Source organism: Clostridium sp. (assembly GCF_050717545.1).
GTDB lineage: Bacteria > Bacillota > Clostridia > Clostridiales > Clostridiaceae > Clostridium_AD.
Genome location: NZ_JBOITN010000037.1, coordinates 40869 through 59558, shown reverse-complemented (window position 1 = coordinate 59558; position 18690 = coordinate 40869). Strand labels below are relative to the sequence as shown.

Annotated in this window: 17 protein-coding genes and 1 riboswitch; of the genes, 13 read left to right on the top strand and 4 right to left on the bottom strand. The window is 30.8% G+C overall.

Translation table 11 applies throughout. The features are described 5' to 3' along the window. Nucleotides 1-25: 25 nt before the first annotated feature. The 4 genes from ACREVX_RS13030 to rpsI all read left to right on the top strand — a co-directional run bounded on the left by ACREVX_RS13030 (nt 26) and on the right by rpsI (nt 2640). The gene (locus tag ACREVX_RS13030) at nt 26-829 is read left to right on the top strand and encodes an energy-coupling factor transporter transmembrane component T family protein (protein WP_431544624.1); all 804 of its coding nucleotides are present in this window, start codon (nt 26-28) and stop codon (nt 827-829) included. Nucleotides 830-891: 62 nt separating this feature from the next. Further along, nucleotides 892-1626, top strand: a complete 735-nt coding sequence (truA, locus tag ACREVX_RS13025) for a tRNA pseudouridine(38-40) synthase TruA (protein ID WP_431544623.1) — start codon at nt 892-894, stop codon at nt 1624-1626. Nucleotides 1627-1788: 162 nt separating this feature from the next. Continuing rightward, nucleotides 1789-2223 carry a 50S ribosomal protein L13 gene (rplM, locus tag ACREVX_RS13020; protein WP_431544622.1) on the top strand — a complete coding sequence of 145 codons (435 nt, stop codon included), beginning with the start codon at nt 1789-1791 and terminating at the stop codon, nt 2221-2223. Between the two features lie 24 nt (nt 2224-2247). Beyond that, nucleotides 2248-2640: a 30S ribosomal protein S9 gene (gene rpsI, locus ACREVX_RS13015; protein WP_216306393.1), complete on the top strand. Its 393-nt coding sequence runs from the start codon at nt 2248-2250 to the stop codon at nt 2638-2640. A gap of 115 nt (nt 2641-2755) precedes the next feature. Here the strand turns inward: rpsI and ACREVX_RS13010 are convergent, their stop codons facing one another. Further along, nucleotides 2756-3400 carry a superoxide dismutase gene (locus ACREVX_RS13010; protein WP_431544621.1) on the bottom strand — a complete coding sequence of 215 codons (645 nt, stop codon included), beginning with the start codon at nt 3398-3400 and terminating at the stop codon, nt 2756-2758. A 138-nt stretch (nt 3401-3538) separates the two neighbouring features. Between ACREVX_RS13010 and cwlD the strand changes: the two genes are divergently transcribed. The 4 genes from cwlD (at nt 3539) to ACREVX_RS12990 (ending at nt 7689) form a co-directional block, all read left to right on the top strand. Next, nucleotides 3539-4252, top strand: a complete 714-nt coding sequence (cwlD, locus tag ACREVX_RS13005; RefSeq protein WP_431544620.1) for an N-acetylmuramoyl-L-alanine amidase CwlD — start codon at nt 3539-3541, stop codon at nt 4250-4252. A 531-nt stretch (nt 4253-4783) separates the two neighbouring features. Further along, the gene (locus ACREVX_RS13000; protein WP_431544619.1) at nt 4784-6043 is read left to right on the top strand and encodes a tetratricopeptide repeat protein; all 1260 of its coding nucleotides are present in this window, start codon (nt 4784-4786) and stop codon (nt 6041-6043) included. 241 nt (nt 6044-6284) lie between these two features. After that, nucleotides 6285-6602, top strand: coding sequence for a thioredoxin (gene trxA / locus ACREVX_RS12995; protein WP_431544618.1), 318 nt, complete (start codon nt 6285-6287; stop codon nt 6600-6602). A gap of 217 nt (nt 6603-6819) precedes the next feature. After that, complete coding sequence (locus tag ACREVX_RS12990; protein WP_431544617.1) at nt 6820-7689, top strand: NAD(P)/FAD-dependent oxidoreductase; 870 nt, start codon at nt 6820-6822, stop codon at nt 7687-7689. 76 nt (nt 7690-7765) lie between these two features. Here the strand turns inward: ACREVX_RS12990 and ACREVX_RS12985 are convergent, their stop codons facing one another. Together ACREVX_RS12985 and ACREVX_RS12980 are read right to left on the bottom strand one after the other, a co-directional pair. Then, the gene (locus tag ACREVX_RS12985; protein ID WP_431544616.1) at nt 7766-8320 is read right to left on the bottom strand and encodes a cell wall hydrolase; all 555 of its coding nucleotides are present in this window, start codon (nt 8318-8320) and stop codon (nt 7766-7768) included. After that, nucleotides 8319-8442, bottom strand: a riboswitch (cyclic di-AMP (ydaO/yuaA leader). Its footprint overlaps the gene before it by 2 nt. 77 nt (nt 8443-8519) lie before the next feature. Continuing rightward, a complete protein-coding gene (locus tag ACREVX_RS12980; RefSeq protein WP_431544615.1) occupies nt 8520-9545 on the bottom strand; it encodes a hypothetical protein in 1026 nt (341 codons plus the stop codon). Between the two features lie 235 nt (nt 9546-9780). Between ACREVX_RS12980 and cdaA the strand changes: the two genes are divergently transcribed. The 5 genes from cdaA (at nt 9781) to glmS (ending at nt 17497) form a co-directional block, all read left to right on the top strand. Further along, entirely contained in the window at nt 9781-10629 is an 849-nt protein-coding gene (gene cdaA / locus ACREVX_RS12975) for a diadenylate cyclase CdaA (RefSeq protein ID WP_431544614.1), read from the top strand. Then, a complete protein-coding gene (locus ACREVX_RS12970) occupies nt 10599-11891 on the top strand; it encodes a CdaR family protein (protein WP_431544613.1) in 1293 nt (430 codons plus the stop codon). Before cdaA ends, ACREVX_RS12970 begins: the two co-directional genes overlap by 31 nt. Then, nucleotides 11872-13488, top strand: a complete 1617-nt coding sequence (locus ACREVX_RS12965; protein WP_431544612.1) for an NAD(P)/FAD-dependent oxidoreductase — start codon at nt 11872-11874, stop codon at nt 13486-13488. The genes ACREVX_RS12970 and ACREVX_RS12965 overlap by 20 nt, the downstream gene beginning before the upstream one ends. A 289-nt stretch (nt 13489-13777) precedes the next feature. Continuing rightward, nucleotides 13778-15127 (top strand): phosphoglucosamine mutase, encoded by a 1350-nt coding sequence (gene glmM, locus ACREVX_RS12960; protein ID WP_431544611.1) that lies wholly within the window; start codon nt 13778-13780, stop codon nt 15125-15127. Nucleotides 15128-15670: 543 nt separating this feature from the next. Further along, nucleotides 15671-17497 carry a glutamine--fructose-6-phosphate transaminase (isomerizing) gene (glmS, locus tag ACREVX_RS12955; RefSeq protein WP_431544610.1) on the top strand — a complete coding sequence of 609 codons (1827 nt, stop codon included), beginning with the start codon at nt 15671-15673 and terminating at the stop codon, nt 17495-17497. Between the two features lie 224 nt (nt 17498-17721). Here the strand turns inward: glmS and ACREVX_RS12950 are convergent, their stop codons facing one another. Then, nucleotides 17722-18681, bottom strand: a complete 960-nt coding sequence (locus ACREVX_RS12950) for a methyl-accepting chemotaxis protein (RefSeq protein WP_431544609.1) — start codon at nt 18679-18681, stop codon at nt 17722-17724. Between the last annotated feature and the right edge of the window lie 9 nt (nt 18682-18690).

Sequence of the window (18690 nt, the reverse complement as noted above, 5' to 3'; positions counted from 1 at the left end):
TTTAAAACACATTGGAGGAATTTGTATGATCAAGGATATTACAATAGGTCAATATATACCAGGCGACTCTTTTGTACATAAATTGGACTCAAGATTTAAGATACTAATATCTGTATTATTTATTATTAACCTATTTTTGGTGAATAATTTTGTGGGATATTTATATATATTTACATTTTTAGTGGTAACAATACTAATAGCTAAACTATCCTTTAAGTATATTTATAATGGGTTAAAGCCTATTTTAGTTTTATTGCTCATTACTGCAATATTAAATATATTTATGACTAGTGGAAATGGAAGCCTTCCACTTATTCAGTGGCATTTTATAAAAGTTTATAAAGAAGGTTTAGTTATTGCCGCATTTATGATTATTAGATTAGTATTTTTAATTATGGGAACGTCAATACTAACACTTACAACGTCCCCAATAGAGTTAACTGATGGTATTGAAAGTATTCTAAACCCTTTTAAGAGAATAGGCGTGCCAGCTCATGAACTTGCTATGATGATGACTATAGCATTAAGGTTTATTCCTACTCTTATGGATGAGACTGATAAGATAATGAAAGCACAAATGGCAAGAGGTGCTGATTTTGAGTCTGGAAATTTAATAAGTAGGGCTAAAAGTCTAATTCCTATTTTAGTTCCATTATTTATAAGTTCATTTAGAAGGGCAGATGAATTAGCAATGGCTATGGAATCAAGATGTTATAAGGGTGGAGAAGGAAGAACTAGGATGAAAGAGTTAAAGATAACGAATAATGATTATATTGCAAGTTTTGCTTTTTCAGTGCTATTTTTTATTACCATTTTTAGCAGAACGTAGTATTCTAATAAGGTACTAAGTAGTATTAAATTCTAGCTATAATTAGAAAAGGGCGTGACTCTTTGAGAAATATAAAGCTTATAATAGAATACGATGGAACGAACTATTGCGGATGGCAAAGGCAAAATAATGTCATGACGATTCAAGAAAAGGTAGAGACTGCTATTGAGAGGATCATAGGTGAAAGAGCTTTAATTACAGGTTCTAGTAGAACAGATGCTGGAGTTCATGCAAAAGGTTATACAGGCAATTTTTATACTAATAGTAAAATACCTGTTGAAAAATTTGCGGGAGCTATTAATAGCCAGCTTCCCAAAGATATTGTGATAAGGAACTCTTTTGATATGCCAATGGATTTTCATGCAAGATATAATAGTACAGGAAAACTATATAGTTATACAATAATTAATAGGCGTGTGTATGCTGCAGTAGGTCGCAATTACATATATCACCACCAAAGAATATTAGATGCAGAGATTATGCAATTAGGGGCATTCTATTTTATAGGTACACATGACTTTTCTGCATTTAAAAATTTAGGAAGTTCCGTGAAAACTTCTATAAGAACTATATCTAGGCTAGATGTCATAAGAGATAAAGATATGATTAAAATATATATTGCTGCTGACGGTTTCCTATACAATATGGTTAGAATAATAGTTGGATCATTAATTAGAGTTGGGGAAGGTAAAATAAAACCAAGCGAGATTAAGGATATAATTGAATCAAAAGAGAGATCAAGGGCAGGAAAATCTGTTCCACCCAATGGATTATGTTTGGAAGAAGTTTTTTATTAAAATAAAAACATTTAAATCTAATATCATGTCTAAAAACATTGACACACCTGGTAGAATGTATTATACTTATTAATGTTTGTATAAAATATCGTGTATAAGATCCACTAGCCCCGGATCTTTAGCATAGAGTTTTAATTGTTAAAAGTTCAGGGAGGGAAAATAATGAAATCATACTTAGCAAAACCACTAGAAGTAGAAAGAAAATGGTTCGTTGTAGATGTAGAAGGAAAAGTTTTAGGAAGAGCAGCAAGTCAAATAGCAGCAATATTAAGAGGAAAACATAAACCAACATTTACACCACATGTTGATACAGGTGACTTTGTAATTGTAATAAATGCTGATAAGATAGTTTTAACTGGTAAGAAATTAGACCAAAAAATGTTAAGACATCATTCTCATTATCCAGGTGGATTAAAAGAAGTTCCATATAGAGTAGCATTAGCTAAAAGACCAGAGTTTATTTTTGAAGAAGCAGTAAGAAGAATGCTTCCAACGGGACCATTAGGTCGTCAAACACTTAAAAAATTAACTGTTTACAGAGGACCAGAACATAAGAACGAAGCTCAAAACCCAGAAGTACTAGTACTTAAATACTAATTAGATTCGAAAGGAGGATATAATATGGCAAAGGTTCAATATATAGGAACAGGAAGAAGAAAGAAATCAGTTGCGAGAGTAAGACTTGTACCTGGCGAAGGTAAGATTGTTATAAACAAAAGAAACATAGAAAACTATTTTGGATTAGAAACTTTAATGCTTATAGTTAACCAACCTTTAGTATTAACTGGAACTAAAGATAAATTTGATGTTTTAGTTAACGTACATGGTGGTGGATATACAGGTCAAGCTGGAGCAATAAGACACGGTATTTCTAGATCTTTATTAAAAGCTGACGAAACTTTAAGACCAGAGCTTAAAAGTGCAGGTTTTTTAACAAGAGATCCAAGAATGAAAGAAAGAAAGAAATATGGTCTTAAAAAAGCAAGAAAAGCATCTCAATTCTCAAAGAGATAATTTTCTTGAATTTAAAAACTCTCAAACGATTATGTTTGGGGGTTTTTATTTTTTTTAGTGGTTTATAAATAACGATAAATTAGCTCGTAACTAGCAAACATTCACAGATTTAAAATTAGTATAAATTATATGGGCAATACCTGGCTTTATTCATATCCATATATTGTGCTTGCAAAATATATTTTTCGAATCTTTGATTTAAAACGCCCCAATTTATATTTTCAATAAATGTAGAAATATATTTTTTTCTATCTGTTCCAAAATCCATAAAGTATGCATGCTCATAAACATCCATAATTAATAGAGGGAAGGATTGCCATATGGCACCATTATCGTGTGAGTCGCTCCCAGTGAGATGTAATTTATGGTCGATAGAATCGATAGTAAGAATTGCCCAGCCTCTCATGGATAGCCCTACGTTTGTAAGGTAGGAGATAAATGCATCGTAGGATCCAAACTCATTTACTATGGAGTTAAATGCGGGTCCATATGGGATATTATTACCTCCTGTCATATTTTCAAAATAAAGGTTGTGAAGTTTTACTCCATCAAGTGAATATGTTTCACCTAGCTTTATGCTACGCATTTTTGAATAAGTGGGATTACTATTAATGTAATTAGTAGGCACGTAAGGAGTGTTCCAAATTTCATTTAACTTGGTTACATAACCTGTATATAATTTGTAATGTTCATCTAGCTGCTTCTTAGAGATACCTTTTACTGTGTTAAAATCGAATGTTTCAGGCTTTAAATTATACATTAAATCACCTCTATAAAAAATTATATTACATTACAGGATATGTAATATAACTAATCCTGTGTATTATAATAAATAATAATAAATTATATACATGTTGAATAAAATTAACATATACCAATAAATAAAAGGGTGGGTGCATTGAAATATGTTAATAAGAGGTTAATAGCTGTTGTTGTGGTAATTTTTTTAGGAATAGGAAGCTTTATAGGTGTAAATTTAAGCTTTGCACATGAAACTATGAATGTTAGTCAAAGTAATAAAAGGATACTCATTGATGCAGGCCATGGAGGTATTGATGGTGGCACAAGTTCTAAGAATGGTACTGTTGAGAAGAACATTAATTTAAATATAGTAAAAAAGCTTAAAGCAAGTTTACAAAATGCAGGTTATGAGGTAATTATGACTAGAGAAGAAGATACGGGTCTTTATTCATCTAGTGGTACTATAAGGCAGAGGTACATTGAAGATTTAAAGAAGAGATGTGATTTAAAGAAATCTAGCAATTGCGAAATGCTTATTAGTATACATCTAAATTATTTTCCGGAGAGTAAATATTATGGTGCCCAAGTGTGGTATTCAAATTATAAAGAAAGCGTATCTTTAGCAACTCTAATTCAGAATAACTTTAGAATAGATTTGGATCCTACTAATAAGAGAGTACAGAAACCCGCTAAAACTGCGTACAGGTTATTAAGGGATAATGATACTATGCCAAGTGTTATAGTGGAATGTGGATTTTTATCAAATGATGAAGAAGAGCAAAAATTAAAGTCGGATGAATATCAAGAAAAGATAGCAGGATCCATAACTAAATCTGTAGGTGAATATTTTAAAAGTGTTTCACAGGAATAAATATAATATATTTTGATGTACACTAATTGTTAATATAAAAAGACATATCATATTAAAGTATGTCTTTTTAGTTTATAATTTAAGTTTGTTGTATATTAGATTATAATTTTGGTATAAAAAATTTGATTATAGATTCTAATTAATGGGTATAAATATTGAAGTTAATATTAGTAACTAGCCTATAAAGAAATATTGAAAGAATTAATACTAAAATAGTACTTAAAAAATATATAAGAATAGAGAATTGTTTATTTACCATAAGGTCCCCCTCAGCATTTATAAATAATATACTAATGATAATATCCGTATGTTATATTTGTAGAATATAAATATATAATATGTACTTTTTACTCTTTAGAACTTTATTGTAAAATAGTAATTAATATAATAATATGAAACATTTAAAATTTTATCACAAAATATGAATTAATATATATTTTTATTACTATTATTATAGATAATTCTCTTAAAAAAATTAATCATATGATATAATTAGAGTAATTATAAATAAATAGAATAAAAGGTGAGTTCATGGATAAATCAGGAAAAGAATATGTTAAAGCGATGAACAAATATAATGATGGTTATATAGATAAGGCATTAGTTCTTTGTGAAAAAAGCATTTCTTTAAATAATACAAATGCTGCAGCCCTAAATTTGAAAGGTATTTTATATTATATAAAAGGCGATTTAGAAAAAGCAAAACAAGCCTGGAACATAAATTATAAAAGAAATAATGATAAAGTATCAATAAAGTATCTAAATGATAGCGTGCGGGATAAGGAAAAATTGAAGTTGTATGTAAATGCATTGGAGGCAATAAGGAAATTTGATATATCTGGTGCATTAAAACTTTTACAGCAATGCTCTAAAAGTCACTTTAATTTTATAAATGTGAATAATTATATTAGTAATTGTTATATAAAGCAAGGTGAATATGATAAAGCGTTGCAATACATTGATGAAGTAATACGTGTGGATAAAAAAAATACAAGAGCGATTGCTAATAAAGATATAATTATAGAATTTGGTAACATAAAAAGAGAAATAAACTATAAAAAAAATTTCATAGTAACCACCAGTATAATTCTAATTCTAATTATAGTTTTAATTGCTAAAAATAATATCTATAAGGTGAACGATTTTTCGAAGTTTTCAATTAATATCTTAAAAAAGACACAAAGTAAAGCAGCTTTAATCAATAATAAGGATTTACAAGAAATAAAAGATGTAGAAGACATAAAAGAAGCTAAAAATTTAGTTAAACAAGAAAATATTAAATTTCCTAAGCAGAAGTTAGATAAAAGCATAAAAGATAATAATATGGAGCAAATAGTTGGATATGTTAATGAGTGGAAAGATGTAGAATTAGGCATGAATGATAATTTGCTTATTGTAAAAGGAGAAGATATTATTAAGAGCAATGGGATAACATTCTTTTATGATAAAGGGATGAGTTATATAAATGATAAAAATTTTACAGAGGCTAAAAAATATTTTTTATATGCTTTACCATATTCAGAAGGTAACTATTTACAAGAGCATATAATATATATGTTAGCGGTAAGCTATAAGTCCGTTTCTGATTTTGAAAATTCCGTTAAATATTATGAACTTAGTTTAAAACAATTTCCTAGCGGAAGTTATGCGCAGGAAGTTTTATATAATTTAATTACTATAACCAAAGAAGTAAATATAAAAAAATCAAAAGGTTATGCGCAACAATTAGTAAAACAATATCCTAATTCTTTATATAATAACTCTATAGTGAAAGATGTATTAGAAAAATAAATTACATATTATAAAAATTAAAACAAAAATTATTTCAATATAATAATAGAAATTATAAAGTTTTTATTTGGGTATACTAATCATATGATGTGTAAAAAATTTCTTTTGCTTTTTATGAAGTATGACAAGGAATATATGTATAAGAAAAGAAATTGGAATATCATTGACTAGTCTAGTAATATGGTATACAATGTTAATTATAAAGGTACCCTAGAGGGGTATAATAATTGGAGGTAATAATATGGTTAAAGTAGTTAATGACAAAAATTTTAATGAGGAAATAATAGATTCAGATAACATAGTTGTAGTTGATTTTTGGGCACCTTGGTGTGGACCTTGTAAAATGTTAACTCCAGTAATGGAAGAATTAGAAAGTGAAATGGGAAAGAAAATTAAATTTGTAAAAATAAATGTGGATGAGAGTCCAGTAATATCATCAAAGTATAAAATTTCAAGTATTCCAACCGTGATGGTGTTTAATAAAGATATAGTTAAAGAGACTATGGTGGGATTTAGACCTAAAGCAGACTTAAAGAAAATAATAGAAAAACATATATAAAATTATATTATGGTAATAAAATAAGTTGGATTTTAATATAAATGATCAATAAAAATGATGGAGATAGATATTTTAAATTTTTATAATTTAAGTAAATATCTCCATTTTTAATTACATTTCAGCTCCGCAGGAGATGATTTTATTGAAGTTTTATTTATGACAACTGTAATTAAGGTGCTATGTTACTAATTTGTATAGGAAGATGAGGAGAAAAATTATGGATGAAAGATATGATATAGCTATTATTGGAACTGGTCCAGCGGGGCTTGAAGCTGCTATTAACGCTAAAATTAGAAATAAAAATATAATAATTTTTGGAAGTAAGGATTTAAGTCCTAAAATTGCAAGAGCAGCAAAGGTTAATAATTTTTTAGGGTTTTATAACATTCCGGGAATTGAACTTAAGGAGAAATTTGCTGCTCATATTGAAGCTATGGGAATAAATATTGTAAATGAAAAGATAAACAATGTTTACGCAATGGGAGAATATTTTGCTTTAATGGTAAATGAAAAAATGTATGAAGCTAAAACAATTATATTAGCTACAGGGATAGAATATACGAAACCGTTAAAAGGAGAAGAAGAGTTTTTGGGAAAAGGAGTAGGGTACTGTGCAACTTGTGATGCTCCGTTATATAAAGGGAAAACTGTTGTTATAGTTGGTTATAATAAAGAAGGGGAAGAAGAAACGAATTATGTAAGTGAGCTTAGCGCAAAAACATATTATATCCCTATGTACAAGGGTGAATATAATTTAAATCCAAATGTTGAGATAATAAAAAAGAAACCTTTAGAAATAGTTGGAGAAGACGTGGTAACTAAAATTATTTTAGAAAATGGTGAAATAGTTACAGATGGCGTTTTCATGTTAAGAGATAGTGTCTCGCCTAGTCAACTGGTACCTGGTCTTGAAATAGAAGACGGACATATAAAAGTTGATAGAAGTATGAAAACAAGTATAAAAGGATGTTATGCTGCAGGTGATTGTACAGGAAAACCATATCAATATATTAAGTCTGCAGGTGAAGGATTAGTAGCAGCATTAGGTGCAGTTTCATATATAGATAAATTACAGCAAAACAAATAGCGGGTGTTTACCCGCTATTTGTTTTTGAACCATAAATAAAATTAGTAGTTAGTTTTTGTAGTGTAAGATATAGTTATTATTTAACTACAAAGAAAACATGATTTCCTATAGTTTTGATATTATCCTTTTTTATACCTATCATCCACTTACAAGTAGCTATTCCAGGATTGTAATAAAAAACAGCATTGTATGTAGGATCTTTACCTTTCAATGCGTTTAAAACAGCATTGTAACAAGCTGTATCAGGAATAACACCAGATTTACCATTATGCATTACTACCCCATTTTTAACGCAAGAAAATGCGTTTTTTTGGTTAATAACACCGGAAATAGATTTTGGAAAATGAGAATCGCTAGCACGATTTAGTATAACGGATGCTACCGCAAGTTTTCCACTATCCGATTCACCACAACTCTCAGCATATACAACTTGGGACATTAAGTATATATCACTGTCAGTTACACCTATTGAGTTATTTGATTGATTAAACACTGCTACTGCTTTTATCTGTTCATTATATAAATCCTTACATTCTGATCCATTTACATATAGCTGTTGACCATTTACTCTTAAACTAGTTAATGCTAATAATAACGTTAGCATACAAGATAAAAAAGCAAATTTTTTCATATTATCTCTCCTTTGCCTACGGAGTTAGCTGACGGGTTCGGGAAAGGTTTAACCTACACAACTAGTGATTCACCCCAAATGCATGGTTCCTCCGCGTTTTTTTACTTAGGCTAATAGTATTGTTACCTAGATTATGAAAATAATACACTAATTTTCATATCAAATATTTAGTAGTATGTCTATAATAATATATAAAGGTTTATTCTGTAGTTTTTAACTTAGTATATATTTTATTGAAATCATCATTTGAAGTTTGTACTTTAGTAAATAGTAAATTAGAAGAAACATATAAAGTATCTAATGAAGATGGATCTGCCACTGCACCTAATGCTTGAATTTTTTCGCTTGTAACGGCGACTTTAAAATCCGTTAGATAATTTTCATAGTTATCTAATAAAAGTTTGAAGGATTCATATGTAGTAATAGATGTTGGGGGCACAGATAAACTTTTAAAATTAGTTTGAATTTGTTCTAATTTTATAAAATCATCATCTATAAGTGACAAAACATCATCATAAGACATATCTTTTTCTCTCACTTTTGTAACATATGAGTAAAAATTAGTTCTAGAATCTAAAAAACTTGTTGATAAGCCGTCAATTTCACTTATAAATGCATCATTTTGCTGTGATTTAATATCTGTTTCTTTTTTTGTCATTACTGCACTGTAACTGTAATCTAGCACATTATCAATGAAGACTAAAGAGGTTTCTGGTAGTGATATTTTAATATCATTAATATCTATTAATGAGTAAAAGTTCACGCAGTCATTTCTAAAAGTTTTAAGGTTATCCAGAGACGTTTCTACATCACCTCCAGAGGGATTATTTAAAATCGCAAGTGTTTGCCTGTAGATCAATAAATTTTTATCTAGGCCTAAACTTAAATTTTCATGATCTTCTTTATATTTTGATGTAGGAGTAGAATTTGCTAGTCTATCTTTGAGTACAGATAAATTTTTAATAATAATAGGTAATTGCTGTTTGGCATAATCCACGTCTATTATTTGGTTACTATTAAATTGTGCTATATTTTTATTAATATCATTGATGCTGTTAATATTCGTAACTAATGTGACTTTGTATGAATCATATACCTTATTTATGGAGGTGTAATAGCTAACTAAGAAAATGCCTATGGCAAGTATTATAATAGATGGAAAAAGTAATATCTTAAATATTTTTCTTTTCTTACTAGTGTCTATAGTATCTTTATTTTCACTCAAAAAACTCACTCCTTCGTATTATTTGTATTATATTCATATATTAACATAATACATATATTATTCTAGTTAATTTATAGAATTATACATTTTAAAACCAAAATATTAAATATCTAATAGGAAAAATTTCGAATATAAGATTAATTATTATAATAAATTTAACTTATATTATATACTAAAAAAGCAAAGCATGGTGTATAATTGTAAGTAGGAGTATTAATAGAGGGGTGTAGGTTTTATGGAATTATTTAGATTAATGATAAGCACAATCAAGAATATAAGTGTATTTTCTGTATTAGATATATTAGTGGTGGCGTTTATATTCTATAAAAGTTATATGCTAATGAAAGAAACAAGGGCTATACAGTTACTAAAAGGAATAGTTTTTATTTTTGTACTTATTCCAATAAGTGAATTGCTAAATTTGACGGTCCTAAATTGGATTTTAAATAAAACAATAACAATCGGTGTTTTGACTATTGTTATTATCTTTCAACCGGAAATAAGGAGAGCATTAGAGCACATAGGTAGGACTGCTTTTACAGATAAACACATATTTGAAGACGAAGAGATAATGGAGAAGGTTATAACCGAAATTGTTAATGCTGTTGAAATTTTAGCGAAAAGTAGAACAGGGGCACTGATAGTAATAGAGCAAAGAACAGGTATTGGAGAAATAATTAAAACTGGAACTAAAATTGATTCTATAATATCTTCTGCATTACTTGAAAATATATTTGTAGTTAACACTCCACTTCATGATGGAGCTACCATAATTAGAAATGATAGGATAATTGCGGCAGGCTGTTTTCTGCCTTTAACAAATAATGATGTTATAAGTAAAAAGCTTGGAACACGACATAGGGCAGCAATAGGAATAACAGAAAACTCAGATGCTCTAACAATAATAGTATCGGAAGAAACAGGGAACATATCTCTTGCAATGAATGGAAGACTTGTAAGAAATTATGACAAAGATAAGCTTAAAAAAATACTTGTTCAAATAATAAAGCGTAGACAAAGCAAAAAAGTAACTTTAAAGGAGAGAGTAAAGTCATGGATAAAGCCAAAAAAGAACAATATATAATTAAAACTTTGTGCATAATAGCTGCCTTTGTATTATGGCTTTTTATAACAAGCACTGAAAATCCATTGACTACTTACAAGATTAAAAGTATACCTGTACAGCTTTTAAATACTGATGAATTAACTAGTTCCAATCTTGTTTTAGTCCCAGATCAGAATTTAACAATAGAATTAAGCATTAAAGCGGCTAATACTAGCACACTTTTATCTACGAAAGCAGATGATTTTACTATAACGGCAGATTTAAGTAAATATGCACTTAAAAGTGGAGAACAAAATATACCTATTGTAATAAGTAAAAGTCCTGATAACATAAATGTGGTTAATGGTGACATTCTTTTTGTAAAGGTCAATTTAGATGTTCTTGTTGAAAATAAATTGCCAATAACTGTGAATGTAAGTGGCCAGCCCAGTGATGGATATTATGCGTCACAACCAATATTATCACAGACTTCAGCTTCTGTAGTAGGCGGGGAAAAATTTGTACATAAAGTAAAATCAGTAGTAGTAGAACAGGATATAAAAGGTGTAAAAGATGATGTTGCAAAAACATATAAACTTAAACCGATGGATGAATCGGGGGAAGAAGTGAAAAATGTTATTGTAAATCCGGCTCAAATAAATGTTAAAGTCTCTGTGAGAAAGACAAAGTATGTAGGGGTAACGGTAAAGACCGTAGGTACTTTAAATTCTAGTTTTACTTTAGGGAGTACAAAGGCCTCACCAAAGCAGTTTAGTGTAACAGGGAGCGTAGAGGCACTTGATAAAGTAGCTAATCTTGATACGCAGGATATTGATTTAAGTAAAATAGATAAGAGCACTACCATAAGTACAAAGGTAATAATACCTGATGGACTAACTTTAGTTAGTGGAACTGATAATGTTAATGTTGAAGTTAATTTGGACAAGGTAGTGGCAGAAAAGCCAGTAGCTGAGGTGACTGCAGATGCTCCAGTCCAAAAGAGTATAAGTCAAGGCGTTACATATATTAATTTAAACAAGTTATATGAAGCAAAACTTAGCACGGATAAAGACTTACTAGTGGTATCAGGCACGCAAGCGATTATAGATTCTTTGGATTTAACTAAAATTGTAGCTGAGTTAGATTTATCTAATTTGGTGGAAGGTGAACACGACGTAGAGGTTAAGGTGTCGATGCCTGATGGCCTAACTTTAGTATCACAAAATTCGTCTAAAGTATTAGTAACTATTACGAAGAAAACAACGGAGGTACCAAAAACTAATGGCAATAAGAGTAAATAATATAGTTTTAGATATAGATGATTGCAGCGAAGACAATATAAATGTAGTTAAAATAAAAGTAGCAAAAATGATGAGAGTTGATTCTAGTGAAATAAATCAGTGCACAATTGTTAAAGAATCAATTGATGCTAGGAAAAAAAATAACATTAAGTTTAATTATGCAGTTAATATTAAAATGGACAATGAAGTTAAGGTAATTAAAACAGCAAATCATAAAGATGTTAAACTTGAGCAAGTTAAATATGATGCTGAGTTCGAATTTGGAACGCGCACGATGATTAGCAGACCAATAATCGTAGGAATGGGGCCAGCAGGTATGTTTGCGGGCCTTCTTATGGCGCAAAAGGGTTATAATCCTCTTATTATTGAAAGAGGTGAACAAGTTGAAAATAGAACAAAAAGCATAAATAAATTTTGGACTAGAGCTGTGCTTAATACAGAATCTAATGTACAATTTGGTGAAGGGGGAGCAGGAACCTTTTCAGATGGAAAACTAACTACAAGAATAAAGGACACCACTAGATGTGATTTTATACTAGGTGAATTTGTAAAAGCTGGTGCGCCTGCTGAAATAGTATATGCTGGTAAACCTCACATAGGAACAGATGTGTTAAAAGAAGTTGTGAAAAATATTAGACAATCTATTATTAAATTAGGTGGAGAAGTAAGATTTAATAGTAAACTTGAAGACATCATAATTAAAGATAAAAAAATTAAAAGCGTAATGGTAAATGGAGAAGAGCTTCCTTGTGAAAATTTAATATTAGCAACAGGACATAGTTCTCGTGATACCTACGAAATGTTAAATAAAAAAGATGTATTTATGTCTAGTAAACCTTTTGCTATGGGAGTTCGAATAGAGCATCCTCAAGATATGATAAATGAAAATCAGTACGGAAAATATGCTAACCATCCAATGTTAAAAGGGGCAGATTACAAACTTACATATAATAGTGAAAAATCCGGTAGAGGGGTATATAGTTTTTGTATGTGCCCAGGTGGACAGGTTGTAGGGGCAGCGTCCGAAGAGGGATGTGTTGCAATAAATGGTATGAGTGAATATAAACGGGATAAAGCTAATGCTAACTCAGCTATAGTGGTATCAGTTGGGCCTAAAGACTTTGCAACAGATGATCCACTCTCAGGTATTGAATTCCAAAGGCATTATGAGGCGCTAGCTTATCAAATAGGTGGAGCAAACTATAATGCACCGGTACAATTAGTGGGAGACTTCCTTAAGGGGACCGTTAGCAGTGAATTAGGAGGCATAAAACCAAGCTATACACCTGGATATAAATTTGCAGACCTTACTCAGTGTTTACCTAACTTTATAACGGATGCTATAAAAGAGGCTTTGCCTAGATTTAATCATAAAATAAATGGGTATGCAAGGGAAGATGCAGTTATGACTGGAATTGAAACAAGGACATCTGCTCCTGTGAGAATAGATAGAAATGAAAATCTTCAAAGCATATCATTAGAAGGGCTATTTCCAGCAGGAGAAGGAGCGGGATATGCAGGTGGAATTATTTCTGCGGCTGTTGATGGATTAAAAATTGCAGAAATTATAATGAAAAATTGGAAACCTATAAAATAACTTATTATTTAGGAAGGCTACTAAAAATTATAGTAGCTTTTCTTTTTCAAGTTAAGAAAATGTAAAATAATAGAATGTTTTTACAAATGATTATTACTGTAGTATAATACAAGCTGTAATAGAATTGGTTTTTATGTCTTTATATGAAAAGCTTTTTTACATGTGTGATTTTTATATATAAAAAAAGGCCAATGTAGGCTCCGTAAATAAAATATAATCGAAATGTGTAAATATTTTTTTAGGCGCCCTGTAATAAAACTATATAATATTTAGAAAGAGGTAGAAAAATATGAGTAGAATGTTCGGGACAGATGGAGTACGTGGGATAGCAAATACAGAATTAACAGGTGAGATAGCATATAAATTGGGAAGAGCCGGAGCGTTTGTGTTAACAGACGGAGCTCATAAACCTAAAATCATAGTAGGAATGGATACAAGAGTTTCAGGAGATATGTTAGAATCAGCAATGGTTGCAGGTATTTTATCTGTAGGGGCCCAGGCTATATGTCTTGGTGTAGTGCCAACGCCTGCGGTAGCATATTTAACTAGAAAATATGGAGCAGATGCAGGAATTGTTATTTCGGCGTCTCACAACCCAGTAGAATATAACGGAATAAAATTTTTTGATAGAAATGGTTTCAAGTTGTCAGATATTTTAGAAGATACTTTGCAGTCAGTTATAGAAAGTGGGTTTGAAGGGGTACCATCACCTATAGCAGGTGATTTGGGCAAGAAACTTGTCAATGATAATGCAATAGATGATTATATGGAATTTGCTAAATCTACTATTTCAGGAGACTTAAAAGGACTAAAAATAGCATTAGATTGTGCAAATGGAGCTTCATACATTACATCAGTCAAAGCTATAAGATCACTTGGAGCAGAAGTTTTAGTAATTAATAATGATCCAGATGGAATTAACATTAATAAAGACTGTGGATCTACTCATCCTGAGCACTTAATGGCATTTGTTAAAGAAAATCATTGTGATTTGGGATTAGCTTTTGATGGTGATGCAGACAGATGTTTAGCTGTAGATGAAAAAGGGAATCTAATAAACGGAGACTTTATGATTGCTATTTGTGCAAAACATCTAAAAAGCATTGGTAAATTAACTAATGATACAGTAGTAGTAACGGTTATGAGTAATTTAGGACTTGATATTGCAATGAAGCAAGAAGAAATAGTTACAGTGAAAACTAAAGTTGGAGACAGATATGTGCTTGAGAAAATGCAGCAAGAGGGGTATAGCCTTGGTGGAGAGCAATCAGGACATGTAATTTTCCTAGACTTTAATACTACAGGTGATGGGCTTGTATCAGGACTTCAACTAGCAACTGTAATTAAAGAAACAGGTAAACCGCTATCACAGCTTGCGGCAATGATGACAGAACTTCCACAAGTATTAGTTAATGCGGTAGTACCTAACGGTAAAAAGGACATACATGAAACTGATAGTGAAATAGTGGAAGAAATTAGAAAGATAGAAGAAAAATTAAATGGTTGTGGTAGAGTACTTATAAGACCATCAGGAACAGAACCATTAGTAAGAGTAATGCTTGAAGGTAAAGTGCAAAGTCAATTAGATGAAATGGCACATGCTCTTGCAAAACTTATTGAGGAAAAGGCAAACGCATAGAGAATGTATGATAAAGGATATATAAAATAATTGTAATTTTATAAACTTATTGTTAAAATCGTTGACGAATACACAATAAAACGAATATAATAGACTGAAAGCTTATGGTAAAGGTTCATAAGTTTTCAGTTTTTCTATTTGTAAAATAGAATAGATTGTTAAATATAAGAGTAAAGGAGGATAGGAAGTAAATGATTTGAAAGCGCCAGGACTCATAACATAACTTGATAGTTACATTGTGAGTTGACGAGGATGGGGAGTATCGAATCTTCGGCGGATGCCCCGCGGTAGCGCACTACCGTTAATGGTTGATAAAAGCGAAAAGTGATTTTCGTAACAATATCAATCTGGTGTTAAAACCTTTAAAAATATTATTGCACCATTACGTGCTAGGTGGATTAGTATATTTACATTCATTATTATAATTATATTTTGTAAAGATTCCTATGGAAATATTATAGGAGAGAATTTAATTATAAAAAAACGAATGAAGAGTATACCTAATTTGTAGCGCAAAATATTAAATTTGAGAGGAAGATGAATATGTGCGGAATAGTTGGATATTATGGAAATAAAGAGGCCACGCCAATTTTGGTAGAAGGTCTTAGAAAGTTAGAATATAGAGGATATGATTCAGCAGGAGTTGCAGTTATAGATAATGGAGTTTTAAATGTTATTAAATGCAAAGGAAGACTTGCAAATTTAGAAGCTCAATTAGCAAAAGAGACACTTAAAGGACATGTTGGTATAGGACATACAAGATGGGCCACTCACGGCAAGCCATCAGATGAAAATTCTCACCCACATACTAATGAAAAAGGAACTATTAGCGTAGTCCATAATGGTATTATAGAGAATTATATTCATATAAGAGAATGGTTAATTGCAAAAGGATATAAATTTACATCAGAAACTGATACAGAAGTAATACCACACCTTGTAGATTACTACTACAATGGAAATATAGTTGATGCGGTAATGAAGGCTACTACTAAAATGGAAGGTAGTTATGCAATTGCAGTAGTATGTAGTGACGAGCCGGATAAGTTAGTAGCAGTAAGAAAAGATAGTCCATTAATAGTAGGACTTGGCAAAGATGAATTTTATATAGCATCAGATATACCAGCAGTACTAAATCATACAAGAGAAGTATATTTATTGGAAGATAATGAATTTGTTGTGATTTCAAGTGAAGGTATAAAACTTATTGATTTAGAAGGAGAAGCTATAAAGAAAGAGATTTTCCATGTAACTTGGGATGCACAAGCTGCTGAAAAGGGTGGATTTGAACACTTTATGATAAAAGAAATCCATGAGCAACCAAAGGCAATCAGAGATACAATGACTTCTAGAATAGTAATAGGAGAGCCAATAACACTTGATGATATAAGTATAACTAAAGAGCAAATTAAAAATTTAAATAAAATATATATAGTAGCTTGTGGAACTGCATACCATGCAGGAGCTGTAGGTAAATATGTTATAGAAAAACTTGCAAGAATACCAGTAGAATTAGATATTGCTTCTGAGTTTAAATATAGAGACCCAATAATTGATAAAAACACATTAATGATAGTTATTAGTCAATCAGGAGAAACTGCAGACACTATGTCAGCTCTAAGGCTTGCAAAGTCGAAGGGCGCAAGAGTAATAGCAGTAACTAATGTTGTAGGTAGCGCGGCTTCAAGAGAGGCAGATGACGTACTATACACTTGGGCAGGACCAGAAATAGCAGTTGCATCTACTAAAGCTTATGTAACTCAGCTTATAGCAATGTATATAATAGCTCTATTCTTTGCTCAAAATAAAGAAACTATGACTACGACTGAAATCGAAGAAATTAAAGTGGCCATGCTTGATCTTCCAGAAAAAGCAGAAGAAATGCTTAAACAAAAGGAAACACTACAAAGATTTACAGCAAAAACTTACATGCATAAGGATATGTTCTTTATAGGACGTGGACTTGATTATGCAGTTGCACTTGAGGGATCATTAAAGCTAAAAGAAGTATCTTATATCCATTCGGACGCTTATGCCGCAGGAGAGCTTAAACATGGGGCAATAGCACTTATGGAAGAAGGAACTGTAGTTATAGCAATGGCTACTCAAGAAGAACTATTTGGTAAGATGGTAAGTAATATAAAAGAACTATCAACTAGAGGAGCAAAAGTATATGCTTTCGCACTTACTGGGCACACTGAAATAGAAAAGTCAGTTCATTCTGTGACTTATATACCAAAAGTAATGGATATATTAGCACCAGTAATTGCAGTAATTCCACTACAATTGTTTGCTTACTACATGGCAGTTCAAAAGGGTTGCGATGTTGATAAGCCAAGAAATTTGGCAAAATCAGTAACTGTGGAGTAAAATAAAAAAAGAATATATTACTATTGTACACAAACAATAAACCTTGTCCAAGAATATTAAAGTCTGTCACAAAAACAATAAAGTCTGTCCCAAAAAATGAAGGAGTGCGGAGTACCACGCCGCACTCCTTCATTTTTTTTATCCCTTTAGCCCACCCCATATTCAAAAAAATACTTAGTTTTTAAGCTTTAATATTTTTTCGTTATTGCTGGTAACGTATGTTGCTAAATTAATTCTTTACTATATGTTGCTATGTGTGTTTTTATTTCATCCAATTTTTTCTCTACAATACTAGCCTCTTTTATGTGGTTTATTATACTATCGGAGGTGATTTTTAATATTTCATCAACATCTACTATTTCTTTATTCATGTTCTCAATGTGGTGTTTTTGATCATTTAGAAGCTTCATTACTCCATTTACTTCCTGTTCAACTTTGGATACAGAAGATAGACTGCCCTCTATTTTCTCTACAGCATTACTAGAAGCACTGACGCCCTTAGCTATAACTTCATTGGATTTACTGGAATTATCCAGCACCACTTTTGTTTCGTTTTCTATGCCTCCTATTAAAGTTGCGATGTCCTTAGTACTTTGTTTAGTCATTTCTGCTAGCTTTTTTATCTCACTTGCAACTACTGCAAAACCTTTTCCTTCTTCTCCTGCCCTAGCGGCTTCAATGGCTGCGTTTAATGCTAGGAGATTTGTTTGGCTTGCTATATTTGTTATTAGTTGGACAACTTCATTTACTTTGCTAAACTTTCTTGCCAATTCATTTATACTTTCTGTATTAGTTTTACTTTCATTTTCTAAAGACTTTATAATTTCCACTATTTCGTAAATTGCGTCCTTGCCTTCATAAGATTTCTTAACTGTATCTTGTGTAATTTCTATAAGAGTATTTCCTTCTGAGTATAAATTGTCTGTTAAGTCGTTAGTACTTTTTGTGGACTTAGAAAATTCATTCATATGAATTTTTACTTTATCAGTAAGTTCACCTAAAATATTATGATCACTATCTACAATATGGTGCTGTTTTACAGTATCCGATAATAACTTGCTCATATCTTGAATAAAACCAGTAGTTTCATTATGAAATTGGACTTCCATCTGTGATGTGTCTTGTTCATTGAAAGATATATTATTTTTTACATTCATAGACTTTTTATTTTTAAATAAACCCATTTATTCTCC

What these genes read in the sequence shown, in the direction of transcription:
- ACREVX_RS13000 (WP_431544619.1), top strand. Translation starts at nt 4,784, where the DNA reads ATGGATAAATCAGGAAAAGAATATGTTAAAGCGATGAACAAATATAAT.
- glmM (WP_431544611.1), top strand. Translation starts at nt 13,778, where the DNA reads ATGAGTAGAATGTTCGGGACAGATGGAGTACGTGGGATAGCAAATACA.
- ACREVX_RS12985 (WP_431544616.1), bottom strand. Translation starts at nt 8,320, where the DNA reads ATGAAAAAATTTGCTTTTTTATCTTGTATGCTAACGTTATTATTAGCA.
- cdaA (WP_431544614.1), top strand. Translation starts at nt 9,781, where the DNA reads ATGGAATTATTTAGATTAATGATAAGCACAATCAAGAATATAAGTGTA.
- rplM (WP_431544622.1), top strand. Translation starts at nt 1,789, where the DNA reads ATGAAATCATACTTAGCAAAACCACTAGAAGTAGAAAGAAAATGGTTC.
- ACREVX_RS12950 (WP_431544609.1), bottom strand. Translation starts at nt 18,681, where the DNA reads ATGGGTTTATTTAAAAATAAAAAGTCTATGAATGTAAAAAATAATATA.
- ACREVX_RS12990 (WP_431544617.1), top strand. Translation starts at nt 6,820, where the DNA reads ATGGATGAAAGATATGATATAGCTATTATTGGAACTGGTCCAGCGGGG.
- ACREVX_RS13030 (WP_431544624.1), top strand. Translation starts at nt 26, where the DNA reads ATGATCAAGGATATTACAATAGGTCAATATATACCAGGCGACTCTTTT.
- ACREVX_RS12970 (WP_431544613.1), top strand. Translation starts at nt 10,599, where the DNA reads ATGGATAAAGCCAAAAAAGAACAATATATAATTAAAACTTTGTGCATA.
- ACREVX_RS13010 (WP_431544621.1), bottom strand. Translation starts at nt 3,400, where the DNA reads ATGTATAATTTAAAGCCTGAAACATTCGATTTTAACACAGTAAAAGGT.
- glmS (WP_431544610.1), top strand. Translation starts at nt 15,671, where the DNA reads ATGTGCGGAATAGTTGGATATTATGGAAATAAAGAGGCCACGCCAATT.
- ACREVX_RS12965 (WP_431544612.1), top strand. Translation starts at nt 11,872, where the DNA reads ATGGCAATAAGAGTAAATAATATAGTTTTAGATATAGATGATTGCAGC.
- trxA (WP_431544618.1), top strand. Translation starts at nt 6,285, where the DNA reads ATGGTTAAAGTAGTTAATGACAAAAATTTTAATGAGGAAATAATAGAT.
- rpsI (WP_216306393.1), top strand. Translation starts at nt 2,248, where the DNA reads ATGGCAAAGGTTCAATATATAGGAACAGGAAGAAGAAAGAAATCAGTT.